5 protein-coding genes are annotated in these 14,600 nt (G+C 45.3%); 1 reads left to right on the top strand and 4 read right to left on the bottom strand.

Going from position 1 to position 14,600, the window contains the following annotated elements:
• Nucleotides 1-4: 4 nt before the first annotated feature.
• Nucleotides 5-3,799, bottom strand: coding sequence for an exodeoxyribonuclease V subunit beta (recB, locus tag IUA53_RS07900; RefSeq protein ID WP_196899040.1), 3,795 nt, complete (start codon nucleotides 3,797-3,799; stop codon nucleotides 5-7).
• Nucleotides 3,796-7,317 carry an exodeoxyribonuclease V subunit gamma gene (recC, locus tag IUA53_RS07895; RefSeq protein WP_196899038.1) on the bottom strand — a complete coding sequence of 1,174 codons (3,522 nt, stop codon included), beginning with the start codon at nucleotides 7,315-7,317 and terminating at the stop codon, nucleotides 3,796-3,798. The genes recB and recC overlap by 4 nt, the downstream gene beginning before the upstream one ends.
• Before the next feature lie 496 nt (nucleotides 7,318-7,813).
• Here recC and IUA53_RS07890 point away from each other — a divergent pair, with 496 nt between their 5' ends.
• Complete coding sequence (locus IUA53_RS07890) at nucleotides 7,814-8,470, top strand: dUTP diphosphatase (RefSeq protein WP_196899036.1); 657 nt, start codon at nucleotides 7,814-7,816, stop codon at nucleotides 8,468-8,470.
• A gap of 63 nt (nucleotides 8,471-8,533) precedes the next feature.
• On the opposite strand, the gene IUA53_RS07885 is transcribed toward IUA53_RS07890, so the two are convergent.
• Nucleotides 8,534-10,213 carry an AMP-binding protein gene (locus tag IUA53_RS07885; protein WP_044057329.1) on the bottom strand — a complete coding sequence of 560 codons (1,680 nt, stop codon included), beginning with the start codon at nucleotides 10,211-10,213 and terminating at the stop codon, nucleotides 8,534-8,536.
• A 184-nt stretch (nucleotides 10,214-10,397) separates the two neighbouring features.
• Nucleotides 10,398-14,576 carry an EAL domain-containing protein gene (locus IUA53_RS07880; protein WP_196899034.1) on the bottom strand — a complete coding sequence of 1,393 codons (4,179 nt, stop codon included), beginning with the start codon at nucleotides 14,574-14,576 and terminating at the stop codon, nucleotides 10,398-10,400.
• Nucleotides 14,577-14,600 lie beyond the last annotated feature (24 nt).

Genomic DNA, 14,600 nt, shown 5'->3' with positions numbered 1-14,600 from the left:
AGCCCTATTTATCATCAGCGTCTGCATTTAGGCAGATATCTTGGGTGGCTTTACCGTGGAAAATGGCATCTAATGCACGCAATGTTGCTTCGTCAATCTTCGTGTAAAATACCCCTTCCCCGTCTAGGTTTTCTGGATGCATCCCTCTCAGATACAAATAATAAACGCCCCCAAAATGCGATGAGGGTTGATAATCGGGGAGCGCATTTTGCAAATATCGATGCAGCGCCAAGCAGTAAATCAGGTACTGTAGGTCATAAAGATGCTGCTGATTGTTTTCAAACAGGGCGTTTGGTGTGTAGTCTGACAAGGAATTTCCAAGCCATGTCGATTTATAATCTGCCACAAAATATTGACCATTGTGCTCGAAAATTAAATCTATAAATCCGTGCATCATACCGGCTAATTCCTCGGTCATGAGTTGCGGAGCAGTTAAAGCTTCAGTGCCTAACGTGGCGGCAACATACTGTCGGTGTTGAGTTAACAGTGTACGTAGATTAGACCATTTGCTTTCGCTCATCGGGAAATAAAATTCAGCCTCTCTCAGCGTTTGTGAAAGAGCCAGTTGACCTAGGGTTAGGGTGTCGTCCGGAAAAAGTGGTGTATCTACCACTTCTTCCAACCACTCGTACAGCCGTGGAATTGCCTTTTCCTCCAACCCAAAGCGCCTCGCCAATTCGGGGCCATGCTCGTGCCAAGTGGGCGCTTGAAAATCATTTAACTCAAGTAAATCATGTAACAAATTACCCGCACTGGCTCCTTTTTCTAAGGTGAAGCGTAGTTTGTCCGTAGGCTCACTATGAGTAAGTAAAAGCGGTGCTATGCCATCCAATTCGGTAGCGTCCAATGTTACAACTTCTTCATCACGCTGAGTTTGAATAACCATAATGGTATTAACCAACTCTCGTGACACTTGGCTACTGCGATGAACGGCGAGTCGACTAAGGGCGGAAAAAGAAAAAAGACGCCAATTTTCACTGTCACTACCGGAAAATTCGTTAGTGCTAAGCTGAACATCCTGATGCGCCTCTTCAAAACCGCAGTACACTTCGTCAAATTCATCTCCAACGATATGACACGTGTATGCGTCTGGCTCTTGGCTGATGGCAGCTAATACATCATGCCAACCCCTTTCATCGTCTCCCTTTTCTTTAGCTGAGCTTACCCCTAGTGCACGGGCCAGCGCACTCTTTTGATTTCCCTCTAGGGGTATCACCCCCATGTAACAGCGATGTGCTGCGCGGGTGACTGCAACGTAAGCCAAACGCATGTCTTCAGCTTCGCCCTCTGCGCGAACCCTCGCTATGGCTTGCTTTGTCTGCCCCAGCTGTAACTGTAAATCTTGTTTTTCTTCATCAAAGTAGGTGAAAATTTGCGATAACGACTTTCCGTTTCTCGCTGGGTCCTTATAGCCGCTGGCGAAAGGTACAAAAACAATGGGGTATTCCAACCCTTTTGACCCATGCTGAGTAATAAGCCGAATTAGCTGACTATCACTTTCAAGACGAAGGGTCATTTCTTCATCTGATTCCGGTTGATAGATTTGCTTGTGTAACCAATCAAGGAGTTGTTCAGGCCTAGGCTGCGTGGTACTGGCTTTTTCTAACACCTCAGCAAGGTGTTGATAGTTGGTTAACGCTCGTTCTACATCCACGCCAACAGGTTGATAGCGGGTTTGCAGTAAATGGAGCAGTACGCTCATACAGCCTTTTTGCAGCCAAACATCTCGTAACCGTAACACCCGTTCGTAGGCCTCATCCCATTGCTCATCATCTTCATGGTAAAGCAAACTAATTAACGTGTCGGGGCTATACCCCCAAAGCGGTGACGCTAAGCTTGAAGCAACTTTAAAGTTGTCACTTGCATGCCAAATACCGTTGAGCAAGCGAAAAACATCCTTCGCTTGAGGCGTTAGAAACAAATTGCTTCTGTCACTTAAATATACGCTCGCTAATCCTTTTTGTTGTAGCACCTGTTTAATGACATTCGCTTCAGTTCTGTCTTTTACCAATATGGCGATGTCAGCGGGTCTCACCGGTTCACGTTCAGGGCTAACCTCGCCCCCATCATGGCCGCGCTTAACAAAACTTGCTTCATTTAAAAGACGGTAAATTTCCTGGGCTATCCATTGCGCCATATTACGCCGCATTGTATTCGCATCCTGCTTTTCTTCTAAGCCCATGCTCACATAATTCATGGCACTACGTTCGTTATTTGGATCTTCTAGCGGCTGTTTAGCTGCACTGGCATGTTTAGTATGCAGCACAGGGGTATAACGGATATCAAAACCAAATACATCAGCAGGTGCGTTATTTGCCACAGGTGCGCCATAAAACAGCCTATTATAGGCTTTCACCATGCCAGAGACTGAGCGCCAATTGGTATTCATCACCCAACGGTAATCCGCTTGACGGCCTGCTTTTAAATACGTAAAGATATCGCCACCACGAAAACGGTAAATCGCCTGTTTAGGGTCACCTATCATCAACAGTGCTGTTTTATTATCTTCCCCATCCTGCGCGTCGTCTTTTGCTACGTTGGCGCTGGGGTACACCGCGTCCAATATTGCATATTGCTTAGCATCAGTATCTTGGAATTCATCGATGAGTGCCACGGGAAAGTTCTTACGTAGTTGAGCAACTAGTGTATTGTGCGGCTTACTCACTTCATCGGCTAGCATAGCAATGAGATCATCGAAATCTATGACGCCAAGTTGCTTTTTCTGTTTCGCCACCCGCTGTTTAATAAACGCAATTGCGTCATTAATGAGTGTGAAAACGGGCACTTGCTGTAACGCGGCTTCCTTCTCTTGTACCGCCGTCTCTATTTCTTTGGTGAAGATTTTTATCGGGCTCAGTATTTCCTTAACGCCGGACGTGTTGCGGGCGTATCGTCGACCATCTAAAAACGCCAGTGCCTCTGCAGGCGCTAATGCATAATCCCCTTGTTTTAGCCAAGTCTTTAATGCCTCTAACTCTGCTGGCCGGGTCTTTTTGTGTGCGGGCGTTTTTATAAGTTGCGCGTAGAGCAAGTCTTCATTACTTTCAATAAGGTTCAGGTATGAAGAAAAGTGCCCAGCTTCAGTGTTGGGGTTATTTTCAAGATCAGAGATAAACGCTGACTCAATGCTTTCTTCGTTCAGAAGAATGGGCGTTAAACTACTTCTGATACTCCCATTAAAGGTACTTAACAAGCGCTCTGGTACGTGCCACCCGTATTTAGCTAACAATAAGAAATCTTCATTGTTACCCTCAACTAATGCACGACGGCTAATTTTACGGATCCAATCTTCTGTGGCTTGCAGGTATAGATCGCTGGTGTCTTTGCTGAGATTTAACGACATCGCAAAGCCGCTGTTAAAAGCAAGCTGCCCTATAACATGCTGACAGAAACCATGAATGGTAAACACAGACGCATCATCTAATTCAAGTTGAGCCGCCTTTATACGCGCTAAACTATCATCCACATCGCAAGTACGTAACAAATGCGAAAACACGGGGTCTAGGGTCTCTAAATCTGCTTCAGAAAGTGCATGTTCACTGTCTTTAACGTTTTGCCATAGCCCAGCAGCCTCGCGCAAGGTGGCGGATATACGCCCCTTAATTTCTTCGGTAGCGGCTTTGGTAAACGTCATGACCAAAATTTCTTTAACAGTAAGGTGTTTTTCCAGCAATAAGCGAAGATACAAGCGCGTGATATTGTAGGTTTTACCTGTGCCCGCACTGGCTTCAATTAGGTGCCTACCATGCAGTGGCATAGCGGGAACATTTAGCTGTAAGGCGGGTTTACTATCACTCATAGCGCCTCCTCCATCGCTGCATTGTGCACCATGGCAAACAGGATAAAGCCTTCTTTGTACGGTAAGTCACGCCAACTTACCCCCTCTGGATAAAGCCACTTTAAGTAAGGGTTATTTGCCATATCTGGGGTATATTGACCATGGGTTTGTAACCAATTTTTCAATAGCCTATCAGCCAGCTCGGTCTCAAATAATGCTGTTGCCTTTCGTAAAACATCCTGCTCTCCCTCTGATTCTACCGACATACCAGATACGTCTGAGAGCCCGTCTAGCAACTGGTGGTAAACGTCAGGCTTAATCATTGCAACGACAGAGGCGCTGTCGGATTTTCGCTTGCCTGGAATGAAATCGGCGAACAAACTACGATAAAGTGGGGTTGGCGTGGTGTAGAGGCGAATAAAAAGCGCCTCTATAAACAATAAAATCTGAGCAGCGATGTCTTTATTCATAGGCATGCACCTGCGCTTCATCAATTTCGTCTCACCTTTTTCCCAATCGCAGAAATAGATATCTAATGGATAGTGGCTGTAACGTTGTCTTTCCTCTTCACTGCAAAATACTAACTGAGATATAAAGTATTCAAGTGCTTTAATGTCGTTCACTTTACCCGCGCTTAGGGCGATTAAACTGTCTGCGCCCTCATAAGCGCTGGCGGTAAACGTAATATGTTTACCGGTAAAACTGGCACGCTTAACATCACTGTCTACTGGGCCCATAGCTTGAGTGAGCGCATGGGCCCCCTCTTTCCACATATTCAGCTCGTCTTGCGCAACAGGGTTATCAGGAATGTCGCCTCGCAAGCGCGCGAATTCTGCCACCTGTTCACTATATAACGTGTTTTCATCGTTACCACGAGCATCCATTGGCGAGGTAAAAATAGCGTCCAATACCTGATAGCGAATTAAAGCGTTAGTTTCGAAGGGCTCACTGTTATCCAACAATTCCGCAGAGTGAGACAAATTAACCCCCAACCGCTGCTGAGCAAAAAAGGCCAATGGATCTTTAAACCCGCGAGCTATTTGCGCACTAGACAGACGCAAGTCCTTCGCCTCTTGACCATCAGACAGGGCAATAGTGGGGGCGGAATTCGTCGTAGGTTCTACTGATGCATGCTTGTCCCCGGTAGACCCTCCATCATCAGGGCTTCGCTTCTGGCTGTGTAACGCCTTGGCCAACCGCAACCAGCCCTTTTCAAAACTGGCCATTCGCCCCATAAAATTGGCTTCACTAAAAGGGTGCAAAGGCGCGTGAGTAACATAACGAGACAGGGGCACTTGATAGCCAAGTGCCAGCATGTCGAGGAATTCTGCCAACACCAAGCTGGGTTGTCGTTCACTGTTATTCTTTACATCATTGCCTTGGTAGCTTAAGTAAAGACTCTCTCGTGTCGATATGATTGCTTCCAAAAACAAATATCTATCTTCTAAACGCCTGGACCGGTCGCCAAGACGCCGTGCTGGCCCAGCCATCAGGTCTAACCCTAATGGGGTCGATTTTCGAGGAAACTCACTGTCATTCAACCCCAGGATACACACCTTTCTAAAGGGAATACTACGCATGGGCAGCATTGAACACACCGTAACCTGACCTGTCATAAAATGGTTACCCGCGTCGGGTGAGGAGAATCGATTAAGTAACAGTTCTCTGACTTGACGTAAGCTTAAAGTGTAATCATATTCAGCTTCCTCACAACGTGCGGCTAAGTCAGCCGCCACCTTCGCGATAAGATCCCAACTACGCTCTTGTTCTTTGGTTGGTTTAAAACAGGCATCCCGCAGTTCAAGAAGTACATCAGCCCAAATAGCCGGCGTTCGTGGCGTATTAAGTTGGTCAGCAAAGGTGCCAAGTAAGTCGACAATTTCGATAAGCTTACCTAATACAAGGGCGGATTGCCCCTCTACATCCGGAATAGTCAGCAGGTTATCCACCACCCATTCTTTATCTGGCGCTAACATACCCATTAGCAATCGGCGAAGTCCCCACCACCAGCTGTAGGCGTCTTGTTCTGTGACGCCCTCCGAAACAAAGGATTTATGTTGGCTGTCTAATCCCCAATGAATGTGGGCTTGTTTTAGCCATACCAATATTTGATCGATATCACCCTGGGTAATATTAAACCGTTTTTGGACAGCATCCAGTTGCACGTAATCCATAATATCAGACACACCAAAACGGCTGTCTGGTAGTTGCAACAATGCTATGAAGGCGGCAATTAATGGCTCCGCGTCCATAGGACTTCTGTCTGCGATAGAGCAAGGGAGGCGAACCGCCTCACTTTCTCTCAGTGGTTTCGTTCCCACACGATGAAACACAGCATCAACAAAGGGGGCATAATTTTCTATCGCGGGACACATAACGAGAATATCTGACGGCGTACGAGTTTTATCTTGCGACAACCAATACAATAAATGGTCGTGCAACACTTGAACTTCTCGAAGTGCAGAATGCGCGCACATAATGGTGACGCTATCATCCTCTTTCTTTAATGCCTCTTCTCGCTTAGGCTGGGCTGGGGCCGCGTGCAAAATATCGTGATGTATATACTCTAACAGCCCAGAAGCAGGCTCAGAAGATGACGTGAGCGTGTTTTCCTCCATCGAGGGCGCATCAAATGCACTAATCTCAAACGTGTCTAATTCAGTGAGTAAATTAAATAATTCCCGACCCTGCTTGCCTAAATTTCCTAGCAAAGGGTTGCTTTGCTCGTTGCTCATCCATTTCTCAAGACCTTCCATACGTAGCTGTTGAGCCAGTTCACTGTCACTTTTAGCATCTCCCCAATAATTAACGCTAGGGTTCAAATGAAAAATATGAATGTCAGTATGTTGTGCGAGCGCATCGAAGAAAGCGATAAGTTGGGGCGCCATGGTATTAATCGCAAATACCACTACCCGCTGGGGTAATTGGCTTGGCGCTGTGCCATGACTCAGCGCATCCAAGGTAAGTTGGTGTAATCGAGCAGGATGTAAGGGTTCAGATTGGGTCAGTTGACGCCATATCTCACTCTGCCAAATTTCCATGTCGTTGAAAACAATACGCTCATTGTTTTCCCATGCAAAAAGCCAATCTGGGCGATACAACAAATACTGTTCATACACATCGGCGAGGGCTGTGGCTAATTGCAATCGTTGAACACCCTGCTCTTGCTCACTACCGGCTCGTTGCCAGTAGCGCAGCACATCTTCGAATGCTGGCGCCGCCATTAATGACGAGTCTTGCAGTAGTTTGTCTATACGCCACACTAAGACTTCTCGACGATAAGGAGACTGCTTTGGTACCGTATCGCTGCCTAATACTGCTCTAGCGGTATTCCACATAAACCTGACAGGTAGAGGAAAGTCGATATTCATCGCTACCCCCTGCTCACGGGCTAATTGCATACTGATCCAGTGCTGCATGCCAGGACTTTCAACTAAAATAGTCTCAGGACAAAATAGGGGTGTGGGCTGTTGCTTCAGCAAGGTAGTAAGAAGAAAGCTTAGGTGTTCAAGCTTGTTAGAGGGGTAAAGCGCAAGCAAACGAAAATCCTTTATAAACCAGTGGCTAGCCTTTGTACATTAAGCAAGCAGCCATAATGTTGCGATGATTTAGTGTATCGCAAACCATTAACGAGTTAAGGTTTTTCTAGCAAAAAAAAAACCCATACAGACCTCAGGACACGAAAAATCTGTATGGGTAAGGTTTACGGGCCACGTAGTAACAACATGAATAGGCGTTGCCTGGCACCCATTCATGTTAGCGCTACTACCCAGCGCAGTTAACATATTAGGTTTAGCAGATAAAATGCCAACTTTTTTAAGTTTATTTTTCAATAACTTACAAGCATGAAAACGGACACAAAAATGTAGGCAAGTTTAACCATGGTGCAGGTGCACCATCAATAAGCACTTTGTCAACGCCCCCCTTTTGTCATTCTGGTGAGGTTAAATTTCCCATTTAACAGTTTCGACTTAAACCGCAATCCAGTACAATTTAGCCCTTAAAAACCTATAAAAACCTCTTTCAGGAGCACGAATGTTATCTGCACAGCAACTCGCCACCATGCTTACTCTCCAAGATAAAATGAACGCCAAGGTTAACCCCGATTGGTTGAATGCGGGCTACGGATACTTACGTGCCGCCATGGTGGAGTCGGTTGAAGCAATTGAACATCACGGCTGGAAATGGTGGAAAGCACAACATAAAGATTTACCGCAATTACAAATGGAGTTAGTCGACATTTGGCACTTTGCGCTAAGTGCTTGTATTATCGATTTTAAAGGCGATATTGCGGCCTCCGCAAACAGCATTGCTGCCGAATTAGCCAGTGGCAATACGCAAGTCACCTTTGACCAAAAGAACTACGATTCCTCTCAACTCTCATTGCTCGATAACCTTGAGTTGATGACAGGGCTGTGCGCAGCTAAACGCTTCAGCGTGCCGCTATTCATGCAAATTGTTGTGCAGTGTGACATGAGTGCTGATGAGCTTTATCGCCAATATGTAGGCAAAAATGTGCTTAATTTCTTCCGCCAAGATAACGGCTACAAAGACGGAACCTATATCAAAGTTTGGCAAGGAAGAGAAGATAACGAGCACTTAGTGGACGTAATGAATGCATTAGACTTATCTAAACCTGAATTTAGCGATTTGGTTTACGAGGGATTGAAAGCGCGCTACCCGCAAAATTAAGCATAAAAAAGGTGCGTTTAACGCACCTTTTTTGTTTCAATAAATAATAATTGCCAATTTTACTTAGGCGTCTACCCAAACGAGGGGTTCATTGTAGTTGCCCTGAATAACATCGTTAAAACGGCTTTCCAGAACATGGCGCTTCACCTTTAAGGTGGGCGTTAACAAATCGTTTTCTATACTCCACTCGTTTTTCATTATTACCACTCTATCCATGACTTGGTGGCTTTCTAACTTCGCATTAATGGCATCAAAGGTTTTCTTAAGGCTTGCTTCAATGCCTTGCTTATCTTTCTTTTGGGCCTCTTCGCTCAGTACGAGCAGTGCGACAGGTTGTGGTAGATTGTTACCGGTAACACAGACCTGCTCGACAATGGGATTTTCCATAAACTTCGATTCAATTGGCGCTGGTGCAACATATTTGCCTTTTGCCGTTTTAAATATATCTTTTAACCGGCCAGTTATTTTCACATAGCCATCAGCGTCTATCACACCCTTGTCGCCGGTTTTGAGGTAACCATCTTCTGTAAACACTTCTTGCGTTTTATCAGGCTCTAAATAGTATTCAAGCATATTACACGGTGCTTTAACTTGAATTTCACCTTCTTCAGAAATACGAATATCGACTCCGTCATACGGCTTACCGATACACCCGATTTTATCGTGCCTGAAAGGCACACTGCCCGTGCCATAGGCACTGTTTTCAGTCATCCCCCAGCCTTCTGAGATCTTCACTCCAATTTTGGCAAACCACTCAATAACCGCAGGCGCTAATGGCGCAGAACCACTGGCCCATAAACGCGCATTGTCTATACCCAAGCCATTGCGTATTTTCTTCGCGACAATTTTGTTGAGAATGGGGATTTTAAGCAGTGTATCTAGCTTTTTCTGCGGCATTTTTGCTAATACGCCCATTTGGAATTTGGTCCACAAACGGGGAACGGAAATAAATAGCGTGGGTTGGCAATGCACCACATCTCGTTGGAACGTTGTTAACGCCTCTACGAAATGTATTTTACCGCCACTGTAAAAACTGGCTAGTTCCACCAATACCCGCTCAGTAATATGTGCTAATGGCAAATAGCTTAGAATGCTGTCGTTTTGATCAACACCAAGTTGGTCTAATGACTTCTGGGCAGCCCAGCAAATTGAGAAATAACTATGCACCACCCCTTTAGGTTGCCCCGTGCTACCTGAGGTATAAATGATAGTCATGGTGCTATCCATATCGTGCACAGGCGACCCCTCAATTGGATCGCACGCTATAAAGCTGTCCCACTGTTGTTTTGTATTGATACCTGGGTACGGAAACGCCACCGTGTGGTAAGCATCAGGAATAGACGCTACCTGCTCTTCAGTGTTATCCAACTTTCCGACAAATAGCAATTTCACATCGGCATGTTGGAGCACGTACTGAACGGTATCTGGGCCTGCGGTAGAGAAAATAGGCACAGACACATGCCCAGCCATCATAATACCCAAATCGGTGATAAACCATTCTGCACAATTTTTTGAAAATATTCCGATGCGACTGCCTTGCGGCAATGCTAAGTCTTTAAGACGTCTTGCTACACGTCGCGCCAGGTCTCCCACTTGCGTCCACGTATAGTCAATGTATTCGCCATTGATAGGCTGAGTCAGAAAAATATCGTTACCACGAGACTGCTCCCAGTGGTACAACATACTCAGTGGCGATTTGATACCTTCTTTCGTGTTTGCATTTGCTGTCATATCTAGCGGCATAGGTCACTCATTTGTTGTTATAATGTAGCTTATTTTCACAATCATTTCACATACCTCTAATAAGCCTTATTTTTTTGAGAATGACAAGCTTTTTAAACGCACGTTTACATTCCATGCGACGAATGACGTGGCGTGGCAGGTAAAATTTACTTTTATTATAGTTGACGCTTTCGAATTGTGATAATTACCACTGCCTGAAAAGATAAGGCGTGAGATCTTCAGCCCGCATAGGTTTCGCGTAGTGGTAACCTTGGTGATATATGCAGCCCTTTGACAACAAGCACTCTGCCTGAGATTCTGTTTCTACGCCTTCTGCAATGCTTTGCATATTGAGGCTAGACGCTAACGTAATGGTCGTACTCACAAGGGCATCATTCGCGTTTCCAGGTGCCATCTCATTCACAAAACTCTTATCGATTTTAAGGACAGAAAGAGGATAACGTTTTAAATAGCTTAACGATGAATAACCCGTGCCAAAGTCATCCAGAGCCAATACAAATCCCTTTTCAACAAATCGAGAAATCTGTCGATATGCATTGTCGCTGTCATCCATCAACACACCTTCGGTAATTTCAAACCGAAAAGCGGTTTTGGGGAGGTGAAACTCATCAAGTAAGGCTAACACTCCCGCCAGATCAAATTCGGTCTTAAAATGCAACGCCGATAAATTAATTGACACATAACCGGTAAACCCCTCTTTATACCAATTTGATAAATCTTGCGCTGCCCGACGCATCGCCTGGCGACTCACATCAATGATGTAACGCAGTTGCTCAAGTATCGGAATAAAAGTATCAGGGTAAATAGGCGCATTATCCAACTCCCCTCTTAGCAATAATTCTACTCCTACGGTGCGTTTATTTCTGGCATCGATAATGGGCTGGTAATGATTAAAGAAACATTTTTCAGAATAAGCACGCTTAACCAAATTTTCTACATGTAACCGCTGTCGAGCGCGATCATTCATGTCTTTAGTAAAATACGTGAAACCATTAAGGGTGTCTTTTTTTGCTGTATACATGGCAACATCAGACTGTTTAATCAGTTCCGCTGGTTCACTGGCATCATCAGGATAAAACGCAACGCCTACACTGCACGACACTCGCAACACTTCGCTTGCCAGGGAAATAGGGGTTTCTACCGACTCTATAAGTTGCCCTACAAACGAACTTAGGTCCTCGCTAAGGCTTACCTCTTCTACCACAATAACAAACTCGTCTCCGCCTAAGCGCGCAACTGTGCCTAAATCTGACACCAGATTACGCATCCTATTGGCCACTACACGCAATAGTTTATCGCCATAGTCGTGACCTAGGGAATCGTTGATACCTTTGAAGCGGTCTAAATCGACAAACATGACTGCCACTCTGTGGTTGTGCACCCGTGCATGTCCAATGGCGTGCTCCAACCTATCGAGCAATAAACTTCGGTTTACCAAGCCAGTTAAGCTGTCGTAGTTAGCTATTTTTAGTAATTTACGTTCAGCGTTTTTTTGCTCTGTAATGTCCGAAATAACTAACAAGTAGTGATCAGGGTTCCCCTCATCATCACTGATAGCGGTAATGTCGATAAGAACGTCGTAGTGTTTCCCGTCTGCGCCAACTATTTCCCCTTCATCTTTCCAAAACTCGCCGCCTTTAAGCTGCGTTAAACTCCCTAGCAATTGCTTTTGTAATAATGGATAACGCCCCACCAAACGCTGTAATTGCTTTGCTAAAGACTCTCGAGCATTAAACCCAAACACAGTTTCAAAGGCGGGGTTGGCCGCCACGGGGACTTTATTTTTATCGAAGATAATCACCCAATCGCGGGTTTGCCTAAAAGCGTCGCTAAACAGGGCGACTTGCTTTTGCGCATTCTGCAATCTAAATAGCTGGCGTTGACGCGACATGAGATAACTAAAGAAAAGTAAGCCAATCAGCGTGATATATGCCGCATAAGCGTAAGGAGAAAGCCAAGGCGCATACGGCATCTTGATTGAAATTTCAGCGGGTAGCACAGTATATTCAAAGCTTCCCGGAGTGGGGCCTACTGAAAATTGATACTCCCCAGCATCAAGATTGGCTAACGTAATTTTCTCATCTTCGGTAATACCTTCGCTTACCACTTGCCCGTTTTTAAGCAATTTATAATGGTATTTGAGCTTTCCTATTTTACTCATCGTCATGGCTGAAAAGTGAATAGAAAGACCATAATCTGTATGCTCTAGTGCGATACTTTTGCCATTGAGATTAGTTAACGGTAAAGCTAAATTACGACTATCAATAGAGACGTGAGTAATCACCATCTGTTTTGATAATAAGCCTGCCCGTGTAATGCTTTCACTGATTTTTTCTGGAGAAAATACGATAACCCCAGTGGTAGAACCAAACGCAAGGCGCCCGTCTTGCAGGGTGTGCGCCGCCCCTTCATTGAATTCAGAGACTGACAACTCCCGACCATACACAAAGTTTTGCACTGACGACGTAGACGGGCTGTACTTATGCAGGCCACTATGAGAACTAAACCATAAATTGCCTTTATCGTCCTTTCTTAAACCATAAACAATATTAGATAGCAGTAAGTTGTCTTCGTTGAGCTTGTAAATAGGTTCGAAGGTGTCAGCATCTAACCCAAACAGACCGTAGCCATTAAACCCCAGCCAGAGCACGCCAAAGTCGTCAATTACCCAAGAGGAAATGGACCGCCCTACTGCCCGCTGCTTTTCGGTAAACCTGAACACCATTTCATGTTCAAAGGTAGCTAAATCCACTAGCCAAAGCCCTTCCTCCATTGCCATGAACATACGCCCACCATGGTAATCAGATTGCCCTAAGAAGCTCACAAAATAATGGGTATCAAAAACAGCGGGGTCTAGCGGTAAAGCGCTGACAGTTTGGGCGGTTAAATCATAACGGTAGAATTCATGGCCATCGGCAAAATACAATAAGCCTGCGTCATCCGATGCTATACCAGGCAACCAATTATTGAAAATATCAGGGTTTTCACTGCCGGATATCGGCGGCATTGACGCCACCCCTCTGTTAGGGTCAAAAATACGAATGCCTTCATATGTTTGAATAAATAATCGATTATCATTGGTAGGTACAATGCGCTCGATCATCGCTTCCCCTTCTATGCCATCCTCTTTGGTAACCAGATACGATTGCACCTCACCGCGACTAAAATCATAAAGGTTCAGGCCGTTTTCAGTTCCAATCCAAAGCCCATCGTTATCGGTTTGAGATAGTGACCACACCATATTGTCACTTAGCAGCGGCTCACCTCTTTTATCATTCCCCTGAATGGCAAAAATATCAGCGCTTCGAACACTAAAATACAACGCTCCTCCATACACAGAGCTTAGCCATAAATTGCCGATATTATCGGTGACAATGGCAGAGATTTTCTTGTTTGAAAGCTCGGTGCGTCCGTTGTGGGGAACAAAAATATGCTCCGCTTTCCAGCCGTCTCTGCCAAGGCTCAGTTCATATAACCCTTTATTTGAACCTAGCCAGAATGCATCCTCCTGAGATGGCTCCATGGTCCACACATTCGTGGAGGAAAGAATTTGCGCGAACGCACTTGCCGCGCCTTGCCTAACCTGGCGCAAAAGGGCAGATTTCGGGCTCATATAAAGCCCTTTCACCGTACCTATCCAAAAACGGTTAGCGTCATCTAACATGAGCCACTTCGTATTGGTATTGTCTTCGTTCTCGACAATCTCTTTCAGGTAATTAATTTTAACAACTGCCCCATCAGGATTCGACAAGTCGAGGGCTCTTACCCCGTTGGTCGTTGCCACGATAAGTACATTGTCCACCACAGTCGCATGTCGAATAATATGGCCTTGCTCGACAAGTTGTGGTTCCAGTGAATATAAAACGTCAATGTGGTTTGATGAAACCGTATAGCGAATTACTTCTTCAGGTAAGGCTACAACCACTTCATCTTCATTGAGCGTAAAGAAGCTTTCCGCATTTTGCTTCCATTCAGTAATATTATGATATGGTCGCGAGATAGTTTGTGTGACGTGTTGTGTTTCGAGGTCAAGTCGATAAACCCCAGAGGAATAGGTGCTTATCCATAAGGCACGGCCTTCTTCTAACGCCAGTTTATTTATAGTGGCATTAACGAAGATGTCGTCGGGCCCTTTTATCTCCAACGTTCTTACGCCATCCCATCGGACCACCCCGCCATCTGTCGCAATCCAAACAAAACCATGGGGATCGATCAGGATATCGTTAACCACATCCTGTGGCAGCCCATTTTTGGTAGAAAGCGACTGAAATACAGGGTTGGGCAATCGGGGCGATTCAGCAGCCGAGGGGAATACCGTTAGCGCGGTGAGTACAAACAGGAAAAACAGTAAGCTCGCTTGCATGAGAGTTCGATATTTATACATTAT

The organism is Alteromonas sp. B31-7 (assembly GCF_015767655.1).
Taxonomy (GTDB): Bacteria; Pseudomonadota; Gammaproteobacteria; order Enterobacterales; family Alteromonadaceae; genus Alteromonas; species Alteromonas australica.
Note: the sequence above shows the minus strand (reverse complement) of the source record. Positions and strands in the feature narration are given on the sequence as shown.